This window comes from Streptomyces graminofaciens (assembly GCF_030294945.1).
Taxonomy (GTDB): domain Bacteria; phylum Actinomycetota; class Actinomycetes; order Streptomycetales; family Streptomycetaceae; genus Streptomyces; species Streptomyces graminofaciens.
Window position 1 is genome coordinate 4,332,830 of the sequence record NZ_AP018448.1, and the last position, 20,356, is coordinate 4,353,185.

Genomic DNA, 20,356 nt, shown 5'->3' on the forward strand with positions numbered 1-20,356 from the left:
CGCGGCCCCGGCCCTCGACGCTGAACCCATGCTCAGCCACAACAGCAGAACCGAGCGCCTCTGCCATGCGACCGGTGCCGTCCTGGTGCTCTCCGGGCTCGCGCACCTGATGGTGTTCGCCATCGACGGCGGTCCCTGGGACGGGCCCGTCTCCTGGCGCAAGCCCGTCACCTTCGGGCTCTCCTTCGGACTCACGCTGATCGCGGTCACGTGGGTCACGTCGTACCTGCGGATCGGTGCACGGCCGCGTGACGCCCTGCTCGTGGTGTTCGCCGTCGACTGTGTGACGGAGGTCGGCGGGATCACCCTTCAGGCGTGGCGCGGGGTGCCCTCGCACCTGGACATGGAGACGGCCTTCGACACGACGGTGTCCATGACGCTCGCCGTGGGTGGCGGTGTTCTCGTGATACTGCTCACGGTGTTCGCCGTCGCCTCGTTCCGGCGCCGGCCCTCCGGTCCGCCGGGGATGCCGCTCGCGCTGCGCTCCGGCTTCGCGATCCTGCTCGTGGCCCTGGCGTCGGGGGTGGCGATGATCGCGCGCGGTGTGGTCCTCGCCCGGACCGGTCACCAGGAGGCGGCGTACCACTCGACAGCCCCGCTCAAGCCCCTGCACGGGGTGAGTCTGCATGCCGTGCTGGTACTGCCGCTGCTGGCCCGCTCGCTGTCCGGGACCTCCTGGAGCGACGCCGCCAAGCTGCGACTGACGCGCGCCGCGGTCGCCTGTTACGCGGTGGCCGTGCTCGGCGCCGGGGTGTGGGCGGTCGTGGGTCGTTGAACGGTGCTCCCGACGAGCGGCGGGCTACGAGGTGCCGTCGTCGGGCCCCTGGCCCCGGTCCCGCTTCGCGGAGTCGTCCGTCGGCTTCGCGCCCCGCTTCCGCTCGAACTGCTGCACCTGCTCCTCCAGCCGCCTGCGCACGCGCGCGAGGAGGTTCCCCGAGCCGCGACTGCGGTGGCCGTGCACCCGGGGATCGTCGGTGACGTCGTACCGCTTCACGTATGCCCCCAGGAAGGCCTGGAGTGTGGCGATCGCGGGGATGGCGATGAGGGCGCCGACCGCGCCGAGGAGCGCGGTGCCCGCGATGACCGAGCCGAAGGCGACGGCCGGGTGGATGTCCACGGTCTTCGCGGTCAGCTTGGGCTGGAGCATGTAGTTCTCGAACTGCTGGTAGACCACCACGAAGACGAGGACCCACAGCGCGTACCAGGGGTTGATCGTGAAGGCGATCAGCATCGGCAGGGCACCGGCGAGGTAGGTACCGATGGTGGGGATGAACTGCGAGACCAGGCCGACCCAGACCGCCAGCGCGGGCGCGTAGGGCACGTCCAGGTACTCCAGCAGGATGTAGTGCGCTATGCCGGAGATCAGTGCCATCAGGCCGCGCGAGTACAGATAGCCGCCGGTCTTGTCGACGGCGATCTCCCACGCGCGCAGCACCTCGGCCTGCCGGGCGGGCGGAAGCACGGAACACAGGGCGCGTCGCAGTCGGGGCCCGTCTGCGGCGAAGTAGAACGAGAACAGGGCGATCGTCAGCAGTTGGAAGAGGCCGCCCAGGACCTGCGCGGAGACGTCCAGGACGCCCGTGGCGCTGTTCTGCACGTACTTCTTCAGCCAGTCGGAGCGGAGCAGCCCCTCCTGGATGTCGACGCGCTTCAGCTCGGTGTGGAAGGTCGTGTTGATCCAGCTGATGACGGAGTCGAGGTACGCCGGGAAGTCCTCGACCATCTTGATGATCTGGCCGGCGAGCATCGAGCCGAGCAGGGTGACGAATCCGGCGACCGCGATCAGCGTGATCAGGAAGACCAGGAACGTGGCGAACCCTCTGCGCAGGCCCTTCGACGCCATCCAGCTCACCGCGGGCTCTATCGCGAGCGCCAGGAAGAACGCGATGAGGATGTTTATAAGCAGCCCGATGAGCTGGTGGAACGCCCAGCTGCCCAGTTGGAAGACGGCCACCAGCGCGAGTGCCAGCACCATGGCGCGCGGCAGCCAGCGTGGCATGCGCCCGCTCGGCTCGGCGCCGGGCCCGACCGGAGGTCCGGTGGGCGGCGTCGTGCCGAACGGGGACGGCTGGTGATCGACTTCCGCGGTCTCGTCAGTGGGGGCCACGGACCAAGTTTCGCCCACGCCGCTGACAATCGGCCCCCGCCCCCGGGTCTTCATGCCCGGCGCTCGGCGGCGTCACCCGAAGTCCGTTGCGTTTCAGCGGCTTTCGGAGGGAACGTCCATGCTCGCGCACACCGCTCTCCACACGTCCTTCGCCTCCCAGCCGGCGTCCAGCGCCTGGTGGATGGTGCGTCCGCCGAGCTCGGACATCACATGATCGCGCGCGAAGGTGTCGGCGTACGCCTCGCCGAAGTGATCCGCCATCCGCTGCCAGAAGACCGTCAACCGCATGACTCCAGTATCCCGCCCCAGGGGGTGGGCCTTGCCGTGACGGCTTGCCGAGACCGCTTTCCGCCCTACGGTCTGACGCATGGCCGAAACTGGAGCATCCCCACTCCCCCCGACGCCCTCGGCGCAGCCCCCGCTCTCCCGCGCCGAGCAGTTCATCTGGCTGACCGCGCGCGTGCTGGAGCAGCGCCGCTTCGCGTACCACTTCCTCGACGGGAACGCCGACGCGGTGGAGACCGCGCTGGCCGCCTATCGGAACACGGACGAGGGGTACGGCCACGCGCTCGAACCCGATCTGCGCGGTCCGGTGAGCCAGCCCCTGCACACCGGGCACGCGCTGCGCGTCCTGGACTCGATCGGGCGCTGCGGCGGGCAGCGGGTGGAACGCGTGTGCCGCTATCTGACCTCAGTGTCGACCTCCGACGGCGCTCTGCCCGCGGTGCGTCCCAGCCAGCGCGGCTATCCGGCGGCACCGTTCGTGCCGATCGTCGACGATCCGCCCAGTGATCTGCTGGCCACCGGTCCGGTGGTGGGCCTGCTGCACCGCAACGCGGTGTGGCACGCGTGGCTGTTCCGGGCCACCGACTTCTGCTGGCAGGCGGTCGAGTCCCTGGAGAAGTCGCACCCCTACGAGGTGCAGGCCGCGGTGGCGTTCCTCGACTCCGTGCCCGACCGCCCGCGCGCGCGGGTGGCCGCCGACCGGCTGGGCCGCCTGGTGCGCGAGCACCGGCTGGCCGTGCTGGACCCGGGTCGGCCGGAGGAGTACCCGGTGTCCGCCGGTTACGCGCCCGGGGAGCACCACTTCCCGTACGACTTCGCGCGCACTCCGGAGTCCCTCGCGCGCGCGTGGTTCACCGACGAGGAGATGGCCCGCTCACTGGACCATCTGACGAGCGAGCAGCAGGAGGACGGCGGCTGGCCGATCCGCTGGCGCCAGTGGGCCCCCGGCACGGCCCTGGAGAGCCGCCCCATCGTGACGATCGGGGCGCTGCGCACCCTGCGCGCGTACGGGCGGCCGATCGACTGAACGCGGCTGTGCCCTGCGGGCGTACGGCGGCCGGGCACACACGTGGGTCGCGTGTGTACGTCCGCCGTACGCCCGCAGGGCAGGCTCGCGCGTGTACGGCCGCAGGGGCACGCTCGCGTGTGCGTACGGCTGTCAGGCCACCTCTCAGCCGGTTAGCGCCCGCACCCCGGCCGTCACGATCACCGCCGCGGCCACGACGACCAGGAACGGGGCGCGCAGCAGCGCGACGGTGGCGGCCGCGAGCCCCGCGGCCCTCGCGTGGATGACCGACGCCGACCGTCTGGACGGCGCCGCGCTGCGGCTGCGGCCCGCCATTGAGGCGCAGCAGCCGGGTCACGGCGACGCGGAGCAGGGTGCCGGCGGCGAGCGCGTTGCCCTCGTCGGCGGCCCGCAGCACCTGGTGGACCGGACGGGCGGCGTACGGGTCGTCGAGTACGGGGCTGATGAAGCCGGGGATGCCACGGATCCTGGTGGTCTCGGCGGCTGTCTCGGCCACCAGGTCCGGCGCCGAGTGGACCGCCCCGTACCGCCGCCCCTCGGGTACACCCGCGCGGCCCGTGCGCGCGGTGTCGGGGTTGACCAGAGCCAGGGTGCCCGGGCCCGCGTACTGTTCGGAGCCGCCGTGGTGGAAGACCTCGACCTCGTCGGCGATGGCCGCGATCACGAAGTTCTCGTGGGTGTGCCGCACGAACCTCTTCTCGGCATCTCGACACAGCGGGCCCGCACCAGATCGACACCCGGCAACTCCGCGTACCGCCAATGCCGTGCTCGCTCCGCCGAACCTGCCATGCGACCCCTTCTGCGTCGCGGGCCGTGCGGGTCGCTGCGCGAAGCCGGGTCAGGTTGCGGGGCCGGGCCGGGCCGGTGTTGGTGCCGGGAAGACGTACGTTTCCGCAGCTCAGGCCCATTGTCAGTGGTCGGGTGCAGGATGGGGGCATGGTCAGCTCCGCACATCGAGCCCTCGAGGGCTTCTCGCCCGCGACCCGCGGCTGGTTCACGGGGGCGTTCTCCGCGCCCACCGCGGCCCAGGCCGGGGCGTGGCGAGCCATCGGCGAGGGCTCGGACGTGCTGGTGGTCGCCCCGACCGGTTCCGGCAAGACCCTGGCCGCGTTCCTCGCCGCGCTGGACCAGCTGACGTCGAGCCCTCCCCCGGCCGACCCGAGGAAGCGCTGCCGGGTGCTGTACGTGTCACCGTTGAAGGCCCTCGCGGTGGACGTGGAGCGGAACCTGCGCAGTCCGCTCACCGGCATCCGTCAGGAGTCCGTACGCCTTGGGCTGCCCGAGCCCGAGGTGAAGGTGGGCATCCGCTCCGGTGACACCCCGGCCGCCGAGCGCCGCGCGCTGTCCACGCGCCCCCCGGACATCCTGATCACCACCCCGGAGTCGCTGTTCCTGATGCTGACGTCGGCCACGCGCGACGCGCTCACAGGCCTGGAGACGGTGATCCTGGACGAGGTGCACGCGGTCGCCGGCACCAAGCGTGGCGCGCACCTCGCCCTCTCCCTGGAGCGGCTCGACGAGCTCCTGCCCAGGCCCGCGCGCCGCATCGGCCTCTCCGCAACCGTGCGTCCCGTCGACGAGATCGCGCGCTATCTCTCGCCGCAGCGCAAGGTGGAGATCGTGCAGCCCCCGTCCGGCAAGGAGTTCGACCTCTCGGTGGTCGTCCCGGTCGAGGACCTGGGCGAGCTGGGCGGCTCCCCGGTCGCCGAGGGCAACGAGGGCGCGGAGCGACCGTCGATCTGGCCGCACGTCGAGGAGCGGATCGCCGATCTCGTGCAGGCACACCGCTCCACGATCGTGTTCGCCAACTCCCGCCGCCTCGCGGAGCGCCTGTGCAACCGGCTCAACGAGATCGCGTACGAGCGGGCCACCGGCGAGCCCCTGGACGAGCACCACGCCCCGGCGGAGCTGATGGGCGGCTCGGGCGCGGCACAGGGCGCGCCCCCGGTGCTCGCCCGGGCCCACCACGGCTCGGTCTCCAAGGAGCAGCGCGCCCTGGTCGAGGAGGATCTCAAGGCGGGCCGGCTGCCGGCCGTGGTCGCCACCTCCAGCCTCGAACTGGGCATCGACATGGGCGCGGTGGACCTCGTCATCCAGGTCGAGTCCCCGCCCTCCGTGGCCTCCGGGCTCCAGCGCGTGGGCCGCGCGGGACACCAGGTGGGCGCGGTCTCCACGGGCGTGGTGTTCCCCAAGTACCGCGGCGATCTGGTCCAGGCCGCGGTCGTCACCGAGCGGATGCGCAGCGGCTCCATCGAGTCCCTCAGGGTCCCCGCCAACCCCCTGGACGTGCTGGCACAGCAGCTCGTCGCCATGACCTCGATGGACACCTGGCAGGTGGACGACCTGCTCGCCGCCGTCCGCCGCGCCGCGCCCTTCGCCTCGCTCCCGGAGTCCGCGTTCACGGCCGTCCTCGACATGCTCGCGGGCCGCTATCCGTCCGACGCCTTCGCGGAGCTGCGCCCGCGCGTGGTGTGGGATCGGATCGCCGGCACGATCACCGGGCGTCCCGGCGCCCAACGCCTGGCGGTCACGTCCGGGGGCACGATCCCGGACCGCGGCCTCTTCGGGGTCTTCCTCGCCGGTGCCGACCCCAAGAAGGGCGGTGGCCGCGTCGGCGAGCTGGACGAGGAGATGGTGTACGAGTCCCGGGTCGGGGACGTCTTCACCCTGGGCACCAGTTCGTGGCGCATCGAGGACATCACACGCGACCGGGTGCTGGTCTCCCCCGCGCCGGGTGTCCCGGGCCGACTCCCCTTCTGGAAGGGCGACCAGCTCGGACGGCCGCTCGAACTGGGCCGTGCGCTGGGCGCGTTCCTGCGCGAGGTGGGCTCCCTGTCCCAGGAGGACGCCCGTCTGCGTCTGGTGGCGGCAGGCCTTGACGCCTGGGCCGCGGACAACGTCCTGTCCTACCTGGCCGAACAGCGCGAGGCCTGCGGCCACGTCCCCGACGACCGCACCATCGTCGTCGAACGCTTCCGCGACGAGCTGGGTGACTGGCGGGTCGTCGTCCACTCCCCGTTCGGCGCCCAGGTCCACGCCCCGTGGGCACTCGCGCTGGGCGCCCGCCTCTCCGAGCGTTACGGCATGGACGCCCAGGTCATGCACGCCGACGACGGCATCGTGCTGCGCCTGCCCGACGCCGACCTGATGGGCCTGGACCTGCTCGACCAGGAGCCCATGAAGGCGGGCATGGAGTACGACGCCGAACAGGCCCCGGTCGGCGCGGCCGACGTCGCCTTCGACAAGGGAGAGGTCGACCAGATCGTCACCGACCAGGTCGGTGGCTCCGCGCTGTTCGCGTCCCGCTTCCGTGAGTGCGCCGCCCGCGCGCTACTGCTCCCCCGCCGTAGTCCAGGCAAGCGCACGCCCTTGTGGCAGCAGCGGCAGCGGGCGGCCCATCTGCTCCAGGTGGCCAGCGAATTCGGCTCTTTCCCGATCGTCCTGGAGGCGGTCCGCGAATGCCTCCAGGACGTCTTCGACGTCCCCGGCCTCGCTGAGCTGATGGGCGACATCGAGTCCCGCAAGGTCCGCCTCGTCGAGGTCACCACCCCGGAGCCCTCCCCCTTCGCCCGCTCCCTACTCTTCGGCTACGTCGCCCAGTTCCTGTACGAGGGCGACTCCCCGCTCGCCGAGCGCCGCGCCGCCGCCCTGTCGCTGGACTCCCGGCTGCTCGCGGAGCTGCTGGGCCAGGCGGAGCTGCGCGAGCTGCTCGACGCCGAGGTGCTCGTCGAGTTGGAGCGGGAGCTGCGATGGCTCACCGAGGACCGGCGGGTCAAGGACATGGAGGGTGTCGCCGACCTGCTGCGGCTTCTGGGCCCCCTCACTGACACCGAGTTGGCCGAGCGCGGCGCCGAGCCGCAGTGGGCCGGGGAACTGGCCGGGGCCCGCCGCGCCATCCGGGTCCGGATCGCCGGCACCGACCACTGGGCGGCGATCGAGGACGCGGGCCGCCTGCGCGACGCGCTCGGTACGGCCCTGCCCGTCGGTGTCCCGGAGGCGTTCACCGAGCCGGTCAAGGACCCGCTCGGCGACCTCCTCGCCCGATACGCACGCACGCACGGCCCGTTCACCTCGGTCGCGGCGGCCGCCCGCTTCGGCCTCGGCACGGCCGTCACCGAAGGCGCGCTCCATCGGCTGGCGGCGAGCGGCCGAGTCGTCCAGGGTGAGTTCCACCCTGCGGGCATCGGCCAGGAGTGGTGCGACGCCGCCGTGCTGCGCCGTCTGCGCCGCCGCTCCCTGGCGGCCCTGCGGCACGAGCTGGAGCCGGTGTCGCCCGCCGCGCTCGCACAGTTCCTTCCCCAATGGCAGCACGTGGGCAGCGGCCACGGGCTGCGTGGCATCGACGGTCTGGTGCGCGCGATCGAACAGCTCCAGGGTGCCTCGGTGCCCGCGTCCGCTCTGGAGAAGCTGGTCCTGCCGTCCAGGGTCGCCAACTACACGCCGTCGATGCTCGACGAACTCACGGCCACCGGCGAGGTCGTGTGGGCGGGCGCCGGAGCCCTCCCCGGCAAGGACGGCTGGGTCTCGCTGTACCTGGCGGACGCGGCCCCAGTGCTCCTCCCGCCCCCGCATCCGCTCGAACTGACGGCCCTCCACCAGTCCGTCCTCGACACCCTCTCCGGGGGCTACGGCCTGTTCTTCCGTCAGATCGCCGACCAGATCCGGGCCACCACACACCCCGAGGTCACCGACCCCCAACTCGCCGACGCCATCTGGGACCTGGCCTGGTCGGGCCGACTCACCAACGACACGCTCACCCCCATGCGTTCCCTGCTCGGCTCGGGCCGCACGGCCGGCTCCACGGCCCACCGCGCCAAGCGCACGATCCCGCGCGGCCGGTACGGCTCCCTGACCGCCGCCGCGCGCCCCCAGTCCCGTACCGGCCCACCCACCGTCGCGGGCCGCTGGTCCCTGCTGCCGGCCAACGAGCCCGACCCCACCGTCCGTGCCCACGCTCTCGCCCGCACACTCCTGGACCGGCACGGCGTCGTCACCCGAGGCGCCGTGGCCGCCGAGGGCGTGGAAGGGGGCTTCTCCGCGACATACCGCGTCCTGTCCGTCTTCGAGGAGAGCGGCCAGGCACGGCGCGGCTATGTGGTCGAAGGGCTTGGCGCGGCACAGTTCGCGATGGACGGCGCGGTGGACCGACTGCGAGCGGTGGCCAACGCACGCGAGCGGGGCGAGCCTCTGTCGATCGTAAGTTCGAACGGCCTCGCCGGGGGCCATGGCTCAGCGCCGAACCCGACCCCGTCTCCGGCTGCCTGGGACGCCTTCCCCGACGCCCCTGACCTCCACAGCCCCGACCCCTCGGGCTTCGACACTCCGACCACCTCCACCCCTGCCTCCACCCCCGACGGCAGCTACGGCAGCTACGGCAGCTACGGCGATCACGACTCGTACGGCCGCCAAGGCAGCCGTACGCGCCCCCGCCCCACCCCCTCCCCCCGAGCCGTCGTCCTGGCCGCCGCGGACCCGGCGAACGCCTACGGCGCTGCCCTCCCCTGGCCCGAGCCGCCCACCGAGGCCGGACACAAACCGGGCCGCAAGGCAGGCTCCCTGGTCGTCCTGGTCGACGGTGAACTGACCCTCTACATGGAGCGTGGCGGAAAGACCCTGCTGGCCTGGCCCGCCGCCCCGGACGACAGCCCCATGGACGACCCACGCCTCCGCCCGGCCGCCGAAGCCCTGGCGTCAGCAGCCCGGGCGGGCTCCCTCGGCACGGTCACTGTGGAACGGGTGAACGGCACCTCCGCCCTCACCTCCCCGTACGGCACTCTCCTGGAAGGAGCGGGTTTCATCGCGACCCCCCGTGGCTTGCGCATCCGGGCCTGAGCACTCGCCCTCCGCCCCGGGGAGGGGCTGCGCCCCGACAGCGGCGCGGCGAACCGCAAGCCCAGCCGCCCCCACCCTCAACCAAACCCAAACCCAAACCCAAACCCCGACCCCACCCGCACCCCCACCCGCACCCCCACCCGCACCCCCACCCGCACCCCCACCCGCACCCGCACCCGCACCCGCACCCGCACCCACCGATCTCAGCGCAGCCGACCCCACCCCCATGCCACCCTTGACCCATGCCCGAAGGAGACACCGTCTGGCAGACCGCGAAACGCCTGCACAACGCCCTCGCGGGCAAGGTGCTGACCCGCTCCGACCTGCGCGTACCGAAGTACGCCACGGCCGACCTCACCGGCCGCACCGTCCTGGACGTCACCCCCCGCGGCAAGCACCTCCTGACCCGCATCGAAGGCGGCCTGACGCTCCACTCGCACCTGCGGATGGACGGTTCCTGGAAGGTATACGCAAACGACCAGCGATGGACCGGCGGCCCGGCCCACCAGATCCGCGCGATCCTCGGCACCCCCGACCGCACGGCCGTCGGCTACCGTCTCCCCGTCCTCGAACTCCTCCGCACCACCGACGAGCACCGCGCCGTGGGCCACCTCGGCCCCGACCTCCTCGGCCCGGACTGGGACCCCGACCTCGCCCTGGCCAACCTCCTGAGCGACCCCGCGCGCCCCCTCGGCGAGGCCCTCCTCGACCAGCGCAACCTCGCCGGCATCGGCAATGTCTACAAGAGCGAACTCTGCTTCCTCCTCCGGGTCACCCCCTGGCTCCCCGTCGGCGAACTCCCGCAGGACATGGCAGCTCGACTCCCCGCCCTCGCCAAGAAGCTCCTCGAAGCCAACCGCGACCGCCCGGCCCCCCGCACCACCACCGGCCACCGCGACCAGAACCTCTTCGTCTACGGCCGCGCTCCCCGCCCCTGCCTGCGCTGCCACACCTCGATCCGCAACGCCGACCAGGGCGACGGCTCCCGCGAACGCCCCACCTACTGGTGCCCGACCTGCCAGACGGGCCCCGCCCCGGCCCCGGGCGCCTCCCGGTCCCCACGCCCCCGCCCGGGCACACCCACGCGGCCCCGCCCCACCTGAGCAACACCCCCGACCCCAACTCCCGTACGACCAATTGACGCTCCGTCAGAAACACTCGTACGGTCCTTTCATGCCCGTCACCGCGTACGACCTCACCGGCCGCACCGCGTTCGTCACCGGCGCCGGCGGCGGCATCGGCAGGGCCACGGCCGTCCTCCTCGCCGAGGCGGGAGCCGACGTGCACTGCGCGGACCGCGACGCACAGGGCCTGCACGGGACCGCGGCCTTGATCAAGGCCGAGGGCGGCAGCGCCCACACCCACCACCTCGACGTCACCGACCGCACCCGCCTCCGGGAAGCCGTGGCGGCCTGCGGGCGACTCCACGTCATGGCCGCGATCGCCGGGATCATGCACAGCAGCCCGGTGCTGGACACCCGCGACGAGGACCTCGACCGGGTGTGGAGCGTCAACTTCAAGGGGGTGTTGTACGCCTGTCAGGAGGCGGCCCGCCTGATGATCGCCCACGCCACCAGGGGCAGCATCGTCACCATGGCGTCCGGCGCGGTCGACACCGGCGGCCCCGGTCTGCTCTGCTACGGCGTGACCAAGGCGGCCGTGGTCCAGCTGACGAAGACTCTCGCGACAGAGGTCGGCCCGCACGGCATCCGCGTCAACGCGGTCGCCCCCGGCTGGATCCGAACGCCCATGACCGACCGCCACGACGACGAGGCGCAGGCCCGCACGGAGTCGCACATGTCACGGCTGTCACCACTGGGCCGGGTCGGCGAACCCGACGACATCGCCCACGCCGTACTCCACCTCGCCTCCGACGCCGCGGCCTTTACCACAGGCCAGATCCTCCGCCCGAACGGCGGCGTCGCCATGCCCTGGTGACAACCCACCGGAACACCCGCCACCCCCCACTCCTGTCACCGCGGGGCCCACCCCGGCTGACCCTGGTCACAGCCGCCACCATGGGACGACGCACACACCCCAGCAGACGACACCGGGAACTCCGCCTGTCCAACATGTCCGCGAGCACTCCTGCCGCCGGGGACGGCGCGCGTGGGCTCAGCGACACCCCGAAAGCGCCGGGCCGCGCGCCCCACCCCCGCCCAGCAACGGTCTCCGGGCGCCACTCACAGCAGCAGCGTCACCCCTGCAGCACCGGCACCAGGCGCCCGCCCCCCTCAACACCCCCGCACGCCCTCCCCCCGCCTTCTTCTCCCCGGCACACAATGCACCGGCAACAGACTCAGCCCCCACCCCCCAGCCACAACCGCCCCCTCCACCATCCCGGCATCCGGCGCCAGCGCAAGCCGCAGAGCTCCCCACCACCACAGCGCACCAAGGCCCAGCGCCGCCCCCCAGCGCACTATTCGCCTCGCCGGTATCGCCATGGCCCCTACCTCCAGCCCGACGCTAGAACCCGCCCTCATCCACAGGGAGGGCGCACACACGGCACATGAGCGCACCGGCCGAACCGAGGCGGAGGACATGGCACGAGCCTCACCCGTACCCCGATCGCACCCTCCACGATGGCCCCACACCAGCACCCCGGCAAACGGGAGCCCACCCCGCACCCCTCGACGGAAATCCCACCCGCCCAAGACCGAACCACACCCGAACCCGAACAACACAAGAGCCCCGGCCGACACCCCCCAGGTCTCCCTGGAAGGCCCCGCCCGGGGCTCCCGACAATCTTCGAACCGAAACCTCGAACCGTACGACCCTCAGGCCGCGACGACGCCCACCTCGGTGGGCGCCTTGATCGTGACCCGCTCCGGTGGCACACCGGCCACCGATACGGAGTTGAGCATGGGTCGACGCACTGGTGCTGGCACCGGTTCGGTGACCGCTGCGGACTGGGCCAGCTCGGCAAGGGCGAGCTCGTCGCTCACTTCCCGCATGAGCTCGGACATCCGTACGTCCAGCGCGTCGCAAATGGCGGAGAGCAGCTCGGAGGAAGCCTCCTTCTGCCCCCGCTCCACCTCGGAGAGATAGCCGAGTGAGACTCGGGCGGACGAGGAGACTTCGCGCAGAGTACGGCCCTGGCGCTGGCGCTGCCGACGCAGCACGTCACCCAGCAGGCGACGGAGCAGAATCATCGGTGGCTCCCTCCTCGGACCGCGTAGCCGCATCCTTCACGCCCCACCGTACCGCCTTGCGCCGCGGCCGTGCGGGGAGCGCTGTTGTGTTCACTCAGGGCTGCAAACATCAAGTCCCCCCGTTCTGTTCCGTATCCTGTGCCCGCTCATTCCCGGTCTGTTCGCCCGCAAGCTCCTTCAGGAGCAGTGCGAGTACGCTCCGTACACTCTCCATACGAATTTCCGTCCGGTCGCCGTTCAACCGCAGCGAGGCCACTTTTCCGCCACCAGATGAATCGGAATCCGCGGCGAAGGGCCCGTCGACGGCCACGTACACCGTGCCGACGGGGTGTCCGTCCTGGGTGTCGGGGCCCGCGACTCCGGTGGTCGCGATCCCCCAGTCCGCATCGAGCGCCTTGCGTACGCCGGCCGCCATCTGGGCCGCGACCTGCGGATCCACCGCTCCACGCTGGTCCAGGAGGGTGGCGTCGACGCCGAGCAGCCGATGCTTCAGCTCGGTGGCGTAGGTGGTGACCGATCCCACGAAAGCTTTGGAGGCTCCGGACACGGCCGTGATCTCGGCGGCCACCAGACCACCGGTGAGCGACTCGGCGACGGCGAGCGTCTCGCCTCTCACTGTCAGTAGTCGCAGCACGTCGGCGGCCGTGGACGTCACCGTTCCGCTCCCTCCGACGCGGCCTCGCGCTCGGCGATTCCGCGCCTGCGCAGCACAATGGCCTGTCTTATGTAGTCGAGTCCGGTGACGACGGTCAGAATGACCGCCGCTGCCATCACCCAGAACCGCAGAGTGGCCAGCGGGCCCGTCAGCGCCAGGACGTACATGCCGACGGCCGTGCCCTGCGTGAGGGTCTTCAGCTTGCCGCCGCGGCTCGCCGGGATGACTCCGTACCGGATGACAAGGAAACGCAGCAGCGTGATCCCCAGTTCCCGGCCGAGGATCACACCCGTCACCCACCACGGCAGATCGCCGAGGTAGGACAGACAGATCAGCGCCGCGCCCATGATCGCCTTGTCGGCGATGGGGTCGGCGATCTTCCCGAAGTCGGTGACGAGGTCGTACGTCCGGGCCAGATGGCCGTCGAAGACGTCGGTGATCATGGCGACGGCGAAGGCGGCCCAGGCCCAGGCCCGCCAGACCGGGTCGTACCCGCCGTCCATGAACATCAGCATGACGAAGCCCGGTACGAGGACCAGCCGGACCATGGTCAGGATGTTCGCGATGTTCCAGAGGCTGGCCTGGTTGACGGCGGCGGCGCCCAGCTTTCCACCACGCACGGGCCGCGCCCCCTCGGAAGAACCGACGGAAGCACCGCCTGAAGTACCCGCGGAGTCACCCCCGGAGGCGCCCGCAGGGACACCCTCAGAGACATCCACGGACCCGACAGAGGCGGCAGAACCGGCGGCTCCGGGAACGCCGGGGGCGCTCGGGGCGCCCTTGGCGCCGGAGGGGCCGCCCGCCGCGGATGCCGGGACTCCCGTCATCTGGCCGCCTCCTCAGTACATGCGGGCGAGCCGAGCGAGCCCGGGAGTGGCTCGGCCACCAGGTCGACACCTTCCGTACCGACCACCTTGGCCTCGACGATAAGGCCGACACTCAGGCCTTCGCCGCTCGTGAACAGCACCTGCCCGTCCGTCTCGGGTGCCTGGTGCGCGGCGCGGCCGTACGCGCCCTCCTCACCGTCGACCGACTCGACGAGCACGCGGACGGTCTCGCCGACCCGCTCGTCGGCGCGCTGCGAGACCAGTTCCTCGGCCAGCCGCGAGATGCGCGCGAGGCGCTCGGCGACCACGTCCTCGTCCAGCTTGTTCTCGTACGTGGCCGCTTCGGTGCCCTCCTCGTCGGAGTACCCGAAGACGCCGATCGCGTCGAGCCGAGCGCCGTTCAGGAAGCGCTCCAGCTCGGCGAGGTCGGCCTCGGTCTCGCCGGGGAAGCCCACGATGAAGTTGGATCGCACGCCGGCCTCGGGGGCTTTGCTCCGGATGGTGTCGAGCAGCTCCAGGAAGCGGTCGGTGTCGCCGAAGCGGCGCATCGAGCGCAGCACCGCGGGGGCGGAGTGCTGGAAGGACAGGTCGAAGTAGGGCACGACCTTGGGTGTGGACGTGAGCACGTCGATCAGCCCGGGCCGCATCTCGGCGGGCTGGAGATAGCTCACACGGACCCGCTCGACGCCGTCGACCTCGGCCAGCTCGGGCAGCAGCGACTCCAGCAGACGGATGTCGCCGAGGTCCTTGCCGTACGACGTGTTGTTCTCGGAGACCAGCATGATCTCCTTGACGCCCTGCTCGGCCAGCCAGCGCGTCTCGTTCAGCACGTCCGAGGGCCGGCGCGAGATGAAGGAGCCGCGGAACGAGGGGATGGCGCAGAAGGAGCAGCGGCGGTCACAGCCGGAGGCGAGCTTCACCGAGGCGACGGGCGAGCCGTCGAGCCGGCGGCGCAGGGGGGCGCGGGGCCCGGAGTCGGGCGCGAGCCCCTCGGGCAGGTCGACCGGGGCTCCGTGCCCGGGCAGGGCCACGTCCTCCGCCCCCGACTGCCGCTCCGCCGGGCTGATCGGCAGCAGCTTGCGCCGGTCGCGCGGGGTGTGGGCGGCGTGGATGCCGCCGGAGAGGATGGTCTGGAGGCGGTCGGAGATGTCCGCGTAGTCGTCGAAGCCGAGTACGCCGTCGGCCTCGGGCAGCGCTTCCGCCAGCTCCTTGCCGTAGCGCTCGGCCATGCAGCCCACCGCCACGACGGCCTGGGTTCTGCCATGGCCCTTGAGGTCGTTGGCCTCGAGGAGGGCGTCGACGGAGTCCTTCTTGGCGGCCTCGACGAAGCCACAGGTGTTGACGACCGCGACGTCCGCGTCCTCGGCGTCCTCGACGAGCTCCCAGCCGTCCGCCTCCAAGCGGCCTGCGAGCTCCTCCGAGTCCACCTCGTTACGGGCGCAGCCAAGAGTGACAAGTGCGACGGTACGGCGTTCAGGCATGGGCTCAAGACTACTTCGTCCCACTGACAGCCCACGTCGACGGGGTTGGCCGATCTTGGCCAACCCCGCGCACCTGTTTCTCTTTGGGCCGTTTGTACGTGCCCTTGCACATGCCCTCGTGCGTGTCCTGCGCCACCCGCGGCCGCAGAGCGCGATCACCCGACCTCGGGGTCGCCCTTCGTGTACGTCAGTCGCTCGACCTGGCCGGACTGGAAGTCGTCCTCGATCTTCTTGCCGTTGACGTAGAGCTGGATGGCGCCGGCGTCGCCCAGGACGAGGTCGATCTTGGAGCTGTCCTGGAAGGTCTTGGACTGGCCCTGCTTGAGGAGGCCGTCCCAGAGCAGCTGGCCGCTGTGGTCCTTGGCGGAGATCCAGCTGCGTCCGTCGGTGGCGCTGACCTGGACGGTCACCTTGTCGCGGGGCGCCGCGGCGATCGCGCTGTCGGTGGGGTCGGGCTTCGGGTCGGCGTCGGGCTTGTCGGTCTTGGGTGTCGGCGAGGCGGGCTTGCTGGCGGTGGGCGTGGAGCCCTCCACCGCCTGCGAGCTGCTGCCGGCCTTGTCGCCGCCGCTGTCGAACGCGGTGAAGCCGACGAAGCCGATCACCGCGACGATCGCGGCGACCATGGCGGCGGTCCAGTTGGGCCCGCGCCGCTCGGGGCGGATCCGCTCGGCCTCGAACAGCGGTGCCGCCGGAGTCGGCGCGGGACGCCCGCCGTGCGCCTCGTCGTACTGCGCGAGCAGCGGCGCGGGATCGATGCGCACCGCACGCGCGAGGGTGCGGATGTGACCGCGCGCGTAGACGTCACCGCCGCAGGGAGTGAAGTCGTCATGTTCGATCGCGTGCACGATGGCGATGCGGACCCGGGTGGCGTTGCTGACGTCGTCGACGGTCAGCCCGGCCGCGATGCGGGCCTGCTGGAGGGCACGACCGATCGAGACACGATCCGCCGAGCGTTCGTCACGCACGTCTTCGAACGGACGCTCGTCTTCGGGGGAGTTGCCGTCAGGGGAGTTGCCGATGGACACGGGGGCGCCTTTCGAGCGTGTAGCCACCTGTGCTGGGAGTTCAGTCTAGGGGGGGTACGAAAGGGTGGGGCAACCGGGCGGTGGGACTTTGTACGCCATCAGCATGGCCGGACACACTGATGGCGGTGACGCCGGGACATACGGCTGTCCCTTCCTCCAACTTGACGTACGCCGAAGGGAAACGGTTGCTCACCATTTCCTTACGGGTGAGTCACGTTCGAATACCCGGATGCCGTAGTGCCACTCGGCCCTTCCGAACCTGAGGCGCGCTACTCCCCAGTCTCCCCCCTGATCACGGCCAGCACCCCGTCCAGCTCGTCGGGTTTCACGAGAACGTCACGTGCCTTGGAGCCCTCGCTCGGCCCGACGATGCCCCGGGACTCCATGAGGTCCATCAGCCGTCCGGCCTTGGCGAAGCCGACGCGCAGCTTGCGCTGGAGCATGGACGTCGAGCCGAACTGTGTGGAGACGACGAGTTCGGCCGCCTGGCACAGCAGGTCGAGGTCGTCGCCGATCTCCTCGTCGATCTCCTTCTTCTGCTTGGTGCCCACGGTGACGTCGTCCCGGAAGACGGGCGCCATCTGGTCCTTGCAGTGCTGGACGATCGCCGCGACCTCGTCCTCCGTCACGAACGCGCCCTGCATACGGGTGGGTTTGTTGGCCCCCATCGGCAGGAAAAGCCCGTCACCCTTGCCGATGAGCTTCTCGGCGCCGGGCTGGTCGAGGATGACCCGCGAGTCGGCGAGCGAGGAGGTGGCGAAGGCGAGCCTCGACGGTACGTTCGCCTTGATCAGACCGGTCACGACATCGACCGACGGCCGCTGTGTGGCGAGCACCAGATGGATGCCGGCCGCACGCGCGAGTTGCGTGATGCGCACGATCGCGTCCTCGACATCACGCGGGGCGACCATCATCAGGTCGGCCAGCTCGTCCACGATGACCAGCAGATACGGGTACGGCTGGAGTTCGCGCTCACTGCCCTCGGGCAGCTTGACCTTGCCGTTCCTGATTGCCTCGTTGAAGTCGTCGATGTGCCGGAAGCCGAACGCGGCCAGGTCGTCGTAGCGCAGGTCCATCTCGCGCACGACCCACTGCAGCGCCTCGGCGGCCCGCTTGGGGTTGGTGATGATCGGCGTGATCAGGTGCGGGATGCCCTCGTACGCGGTCAGCTCGACCCGCTTGGGGTCGACGAGGACCATGCGGACGTCCTCGGGGGTGGCGCGGACCATGACCGACGTGATCAGGCAGTTGATGCAGGACGATTTGCCGGAACCGGTCGCACCCGCGACGAGCACATGCGGCATCTTCGCCAGATTGGCCATCACATAGCCGCCCTCGACGTCCTTTCCGAGCGCCACCAGCATCGGGTGGTCGTCCTCGGCGGCGTCCGCGAGGCGCAGTACGTCACCGAGGTTGACCATCTCGCGGTCGGTGTTGGGGATCTCGATGCCGACGGCCGACTTGCCGGGGATCGGGCTGATGATCCGTACGTCCGGGCTGGCGACGGCGTACGCGATGTTCTTCGTCAGTGCGGTGATCCGCTCGACCTTCACGGCCGGGCCCAACTCGACCTCGTAGCGCGTGACCGTCGGCCCGCGGGTGAAGCCGGTGACGGAGGCGTCGACCTTGAACTCGGTGAAGACGTTGGTGAGCGAGGCGACGATGGCGTCGTTGGCGGCGCTGCGGGTCTTGCCGGGTCCGCCCCGCTCCAGCAGGTCGAGCGAGGGCAGGGAGTAGGTGATGTCGCCGGAGAGCTGGAGCTGTTCGGCGCGCGGGGGCAGGTCGCGGGGTGCGTCGGGCGCCTGCTTGGTGAGGTCGGGCACCAGGGCTTCCTGCCTGGCACCCTTGGGCGGCCGGGCCCCCGGGGGCTCCTGCCCGGCCCCCTTCGTGCGCGCGGCCGGCACGGGGGTGGTCTCCTCCCGCTCCCCCACGCTCACCCCCTGGGTGAGGTCGGCGACGACCGGCGACGGCGGCATGCCGTGCAGTACGGCCCCGTCGAGCGCGGCAGCGGCGGCAGCCGCCACGTCCACGGCGTCCATGGGCCGGTCCGGGTCGGGCTGCCGCACTGCGGAGCGGCGGGGGCGGCGCCGGGTGAGGGCCTCCTGCTCGGCACCGTCGGGGTCGTAGTCCTTAGGGGCGGATCCGCGCCTGCGGGAGCGCGCGGGCAGCGCTTCGCGCCACTGCTCGTCGTAGCGCGCGTCGTCCTCGCCGTACGCCTCCTCATCCTCGTCGTCCGCGACGATCCCCAGCTTCTGGCCGAGCAGCCGTAGCCGCTGCGGGATGGCGTTGACCGGGGTGGCGGTGACGACGAGCAGGCCGAAGACGGTGAGCAGCACAAGCATCGCCACGGCGAGCGCCTCGCCCATGGTGTACGTCAGCGGGGTGGCCGTGCCCCAGCCGATGAGGCCACCGGCGTCCCTTATCCGCTGCATGCCGTCGCTGCGCGCGGGCGCCCCGCAGGCGATGTGGACCTGGCCGAGCACGCCGATGACGAGCGCGGAGAGGCCGATGACGATACGGCCGTTGGCGTCCGGCTTCTCGGGGTGGCGGATGAACCGGAAGGCGATGACCGCGAGCAGGATCGGCACCAGCAGGTCGAGCCGGCCGAAGGCGCCGGTCACGAGCATCTCGACGAGGTCGCCGACCGGGCCGCGCAGGTTGGACCAGGTGCCGGCGGCCACGATCAGTGCGAGTGCGAGCAGCAGCAGTGCGACGCCGTCCTTGCGGTGCGCCGGGTCGAGATTCTTCGCACCCTGCCCTATGCCGCGGAAGACGGCGCCGACGGCGTGCGCGGCACCGAGCCAGACGGCGCGTACGAGTCTGTACACGCCTCCGGTCGGATTGGGCGCCGGCTTCGGAGGGGCCGTCTTCTTCGCCGCAGTCTTCTTGGCTGCGGCTTTCTTCGCGGGGGCCTTCTTCGCCGGAGCCTTCGTCGGAGCGGCTGCCTTCTTGGCGGGCGGCTTCTTCGCTGCGGACTGACGTGAGGCCATGGGGGTGAGGTTACCGGTGGAGACGACAGCGGACACGTGTGCCTACTGCTTCACCCGTTCGTGTCGCGCGCCTCGAGCGCCAAAGCTGACGAGGGCGGACAGGCCCTCGTTCCGAGAGCCTGTCACCCAACTCCGCCCGGGTCCCGCTCAGTTCTGCGACGGCAGCGAAGGCGCGCCGCCCGTGCCCGGCTCCAGTGCGTCCAGTGCCCGGCGCAGACCCGTGAGTTTGCGCTCCAGATGGGCGGCCGTGGCCACCGCGGCCGCGTCCGCCGAGTCGTCGTCGAGCTGTTTGGAGAGGGCCTCGGCCTGCTCCTCGACGGCTGCGAGCCGCGCGGACAGTTCGGCGAGGATGCCGCCGGAGGGCTCCTTGGAGCCGCCCACCGCGCCCTTGCCGCCGCCCTCCAACTGCAGCCGCAGCAGGGCCGCCTGCTCCCTCAACTGGCAGTTCTTCATGTACAGCTCGACGAAGACCGAGACCTTCGCACGCAGCACCCACGGGTCGAACGGCTTGGAGATGTAGTCGACCGCACCCGCCGCATAGCCACGGAACGTGTGGTGGGGACCGTGGTTGATGGCGGTGAGGAAGATGATCGGAATGTCCCGGGTCCGTTCGCGCCTCTTGATGTGCGCGGCCGTTTCGAAACCGTCCATTCCCGGCATCTGGACGTCCAGCAGAATGACCGCGAAGTCGTCCGTCAGCAGCGCCTTGAGCGCTTCCTCCCCGGACGATGCCCGCACCAGCGTCTGATCGAGCGCGGAGAGGATGGCCTCCAGCGCCAGCAGATTCTCCGGCCGGTCATCGACCAGGAGGATCTTGGCCTTCTGCACCATGGCCCGCCCTCCTCGCCCCGGCTTGGGGCCTCCCCTGTCCTCAGGACTCGAGGTGACACCGAGTGGCATCACCCCAGGGGACGACTCCCTTGCGCCGCCCGTCCTTGTGCCGGTCATCGTAGCCGCACCCCGCCCGTCGCCACA

Annotated in this window: 14 protein-coding genes and 2 pseudogenes; 5 read left to right on the forward strand and 11 right to left on the reverse strand. The window is 71.2% G+C overall.

Features of this window, described 5'->3' with window-relative positions; all coding sequences use genetic code 11:
• Positions 1–28: 28 nt before the first annotated feature.
• Complete coding sequence (locus SGFS_RS18360) at positions 29–775, forward strand: hypothetical protein (protein ID WP_286251638.1); 747 nt, start codon at positions 29–31, stop codon at positions 773–775.
• A 24-nt stretch (positions 776–799) separates the two neighbouring features.
• Here the strand turns inward: SGFS_RS18360 and SGFS_RS18365 are convergent, their stop codons facing one another.
• Positions 800–1,999, reverse strand: a complete 1,200-nt coding sequence (locus SGFS_RS18365; RefSeq protein WP_434028204.1) for an AI-2E family transporter — start codon at positions 1,997–1,999, stop codon at positions 800–802.
• A 201-nt stretch (positions 2,000–2,200) separates the two neighbouring features.
• Complete coding sequence (locus SGFS_RS18370; RefSeq protein ID WP_286259966.1) at positions 2,201–2,395, reverse strand: DUF3046 domain-containing protein; 195 nt, start codon at positions 2,393–2,395, stop codon at positions 2,201–2,203.
• Between the two features lie 79 nt (positions 2,396–2,474).
• On the opposite strand from SGFS_RS18370, the gene SGFS_RS18375 reads away from it, so the two are divergent.
• The gene (locus SGFS_RS18375; protein WP_286251641.1) at positions 2,475–3,419 is read left to right on the forward strand and encodes a hypothetical protein; all 945 of its coding nucleotides are present in this window, start codon (positions 2,475–2,477) and stop codon (positions 3,417–3,419) included.
• Positions 3,420–3,563: 144 nt separating this feature from the next.
• Here SGFS_RS18375 and SGFS_RS18380 read toward each other — a convergent pair.
• Positions 3,564–3,686 (reverse strand): annotated as a pseudogene (locus SGFS_RS18380) (AzlD domain-containing protein); the annotation flags it as partial.
• A 4-nt stretch (positions 3,687–3,690) separates the two neighbouring features.
• Positions 3,691–4,208 (reverse strand): annotated as a pseudogene (locus SGFS_RS18385) (AraC family ligand binding domain-containing protein); the annotation flags it as partial.
• Between the two features lie 147 nt (positions 4,209–4,355).
• Between SGFS_RS18385 and SGFS_RS18390 the strand changes: the two are divergent.
• The 3 genes from SGFS_RS18390 to SGFS_RS18400 all read left to right on the forward strand — a co-directional run bounded on the left by SGFS_RS18390 (position 4,356) and on the right by SGFS_RS18400 (position 11,189).
• Positions 4,356–9,251 carry an ATP-dependent helicase gene (locus tag SGFS_RS18390; RefSeq protein WP_286251643.1) on the forward strand — a complete coding sequence of 1,632 codons (4,896 nt, stop codon included), beginning with the start codon at positions 4,356–4,358 and terminating at the stop codon, positions 9,249–9,251.
• Between the two features lie 242 nt (positions 9,252–9,493).
• On the forward strand, positions 9,494–10,354 hold the full coding sequence (locus tag SGFS_RS18395) for an Fpg/Nei family DNA glycosylase (RefSeq protein ID WP_286251645.1): 861 nt from the start codon (positions 9,494–9,496) through the stop codon (positions 10,352–10,354).
• A gap of 70 nt (positions 10,355–10,424) precedes the next feature.
• Positions 10,425–11,189, forward strand: coding sequence for an SDR family NAD(P)-dependent oxidoreductase (locus SGFS_RS18400; protein ID WP_286251647.1), 765 nt, complete (start codon positions 10,425–10,427; stop codon positions 11,187–11,189).
• 839 nt (positions 11,190–12,028) lie between these two features.
• On the opposite strand, the gene SGFS_RS18405 is transcribed toward SGFS_RS18400, so the two are convergent.
• From SGFS_RS18405 to SGFS_RS18435, 7 genes are all read right to left on the reverse strand, one after another.
• Positions 12,029–12,403, reverse strand: a complete 375-nt coding sequence (locus tag SGFS_RS18405) for a helix-turn-helix domain-containing protein (protein ID WP_286251650.1) — start codon at positions 12,401–12,403, stop codon at positions 12,029–12,031.
• 109 nt (positions 12,404–12,512) lie between these two features.
• The gene (locus tag SGFS_RS18410; protein ID WP_286251651.1) at positions 12,513–13,058 is read right to left on the reverse strand and encodes a CinA family protein; all 546 of its coding nucleotides are present in this window, start codon (positions 13,056–13,058) and stop codon (positions 12,513–12,515) included.
• Complete coding sequence (gene pgsA, locus SGFS_RS18415; RefSeq protein ID WP_286251653.1) at positions 13,055–13,885, reverse strand: CDP-diacylglycerol--glycerol-3-phosphate 3-phosphatidyltransferase; 831 nt, start codon at positions 13,883–13,885, stop codon at positions 13,055–13,057. The genes SGFS_RS18410 and pgsA overlap by 4 nt, the downstream gene beginning before the upstream one ends.
• The gene (gene rimO / locus SGFS_RS18420; RefSeq protein ID WP_286251655.1) at positions 13,882–15,366 is read right to left on the reverse strand and encodes a 30S ribosomal protein S12 methylthiotransferase RimO; all 1,485 of its coding nucleotides are present in this window, start codon (positions 15,364–15,366) and stop codon (positions 13,882–13,884) included. The genes pgsA and rimO overlap by 4 nt, the downstream gene beginning before the upstream one ends.
• A 155-nt stretch (positions 15,367–15,521) precedes the next feature.
• Positions 15,522–16,391 carry a helix-turn-helix domain-containing protein gene (locus SGFS_RS18425; RefSeq protein ID WP_286251657.1) on the reverse strand — a complete coding sequence of 290 codons (870 nt, stop codon included), beginning with the start codon at positions 16,389–16,391 and terminating at the stop codon, positions 15,522–15,524.
• A 269-nt stretch (positions 16,392–16,660) separates the two neighbouring features.
• The gene (locus tag SGFS_RS18430; RefSeq protein WP_434027408.1) at positions 16,661–19,381 is read right to left on the reverse strand and encodes an FtsK/SpoIIIE family DNA translocase; all 2,721 of its coding nucleotides are present in this window, start codon (positions 19,379–19,381) and stop codon (positions 16,661–16,663) included.
• Between the two features lie 147 nt (positions 19,382–19,528).
• A complete protein-coding gene (locus SGFS_RS18435; RefSeq protein ID WP_286251660.1) occupies positions 19,529–20,212 on the reverse strand; it encodes a response regulator in 684 nt (227 codons plus the stop codon).
• Positions 20,213–20,356 lie beyond the last annotated feature (144 nt).

Coding starts and splice junctions, on each gene's coding strand:
- rimO (WP_286251655.1), bottom strand. CDS start 15,366: ATGCCTGAACGCCGTACCGTCGCACTTGTCACTCTTGGCTGCGCCCGT.
- SGFS_RS18430 (WP_434027408.1), bottom strand. CDS start 19,381: ATGGCCTCACGTCAGTCCGCAGCGAAGAAGCCGCCCGCCAAGAAGGCA.
- SGFS_RS18435 (WP_286251660.1), bottom strand. CDS start 20,212: ATGGTGCAGAAGGCCAAGATCCTCCTGGTCGATGACCGGCCGGAGAAT.
- SGFS_RS18375 (WP_286251641.1), top strand. CDS start 2,475: ATGGCCGAAACTGGAGCATCCCCACTCCCCCCGACGCCCTCGGCGCAG.
- SGFS_RS18395 (WP_286251645.1), top strand. CDS start 9,494: ATGCCCGAAGGAGACACCGTCTGGCAGACCGCGAAACGCCTGCACAAC.
- SGFS_RS18400 (WP_286251647.1), top strand. CDS start 10,425: ATGCCCGTCACCGCGTACGACCTCACCGGCCGCACCGCGTTCGTCACC.
- SGFS_RS18370 (WP_286259966.1), bottom strand. CDS start 2,395: ATGCGGTTGACGGTCTTCTGGCAGCGGATGGCGGATCACTTCGGCGAG.
- SGFS_RS18360 (WP_286251638.1), top strand. CDS start 29: ATGCTCAGCCACAACAGCAGAACCGAGCGCCTCTGCCATGCGACCGGT.
- SGFS_RS18365 (WP_434028204.1), bottom strand. CDS start 1,999: ATGCCACGCTGGCTGCCGCGCGCCATGGTGCTGGCACTCGCGCTGGTG.
- SGFS_RS18390 (WP_286251643.1), top strand. CDS start 4,356: ATGGTCAGCTCCGCACATCGAGCCCTCGAGGGCTTCTCGCCCGCGACC.
- SGFS_RS18405 (WP_286251650.1), bottom strand. CDS start 12,403: ATGATTCTGCTCCGTCGCCTGCTGGGTGACGTGCTGCGTCGGCAGCGC.
- pgsA (WP_286251653.1), bottom strand. CDS start 13,885: ATGACGGGAGTCCCGGCATCCGCGGCGGGCGGCCCCTCCGGCGCCAAG.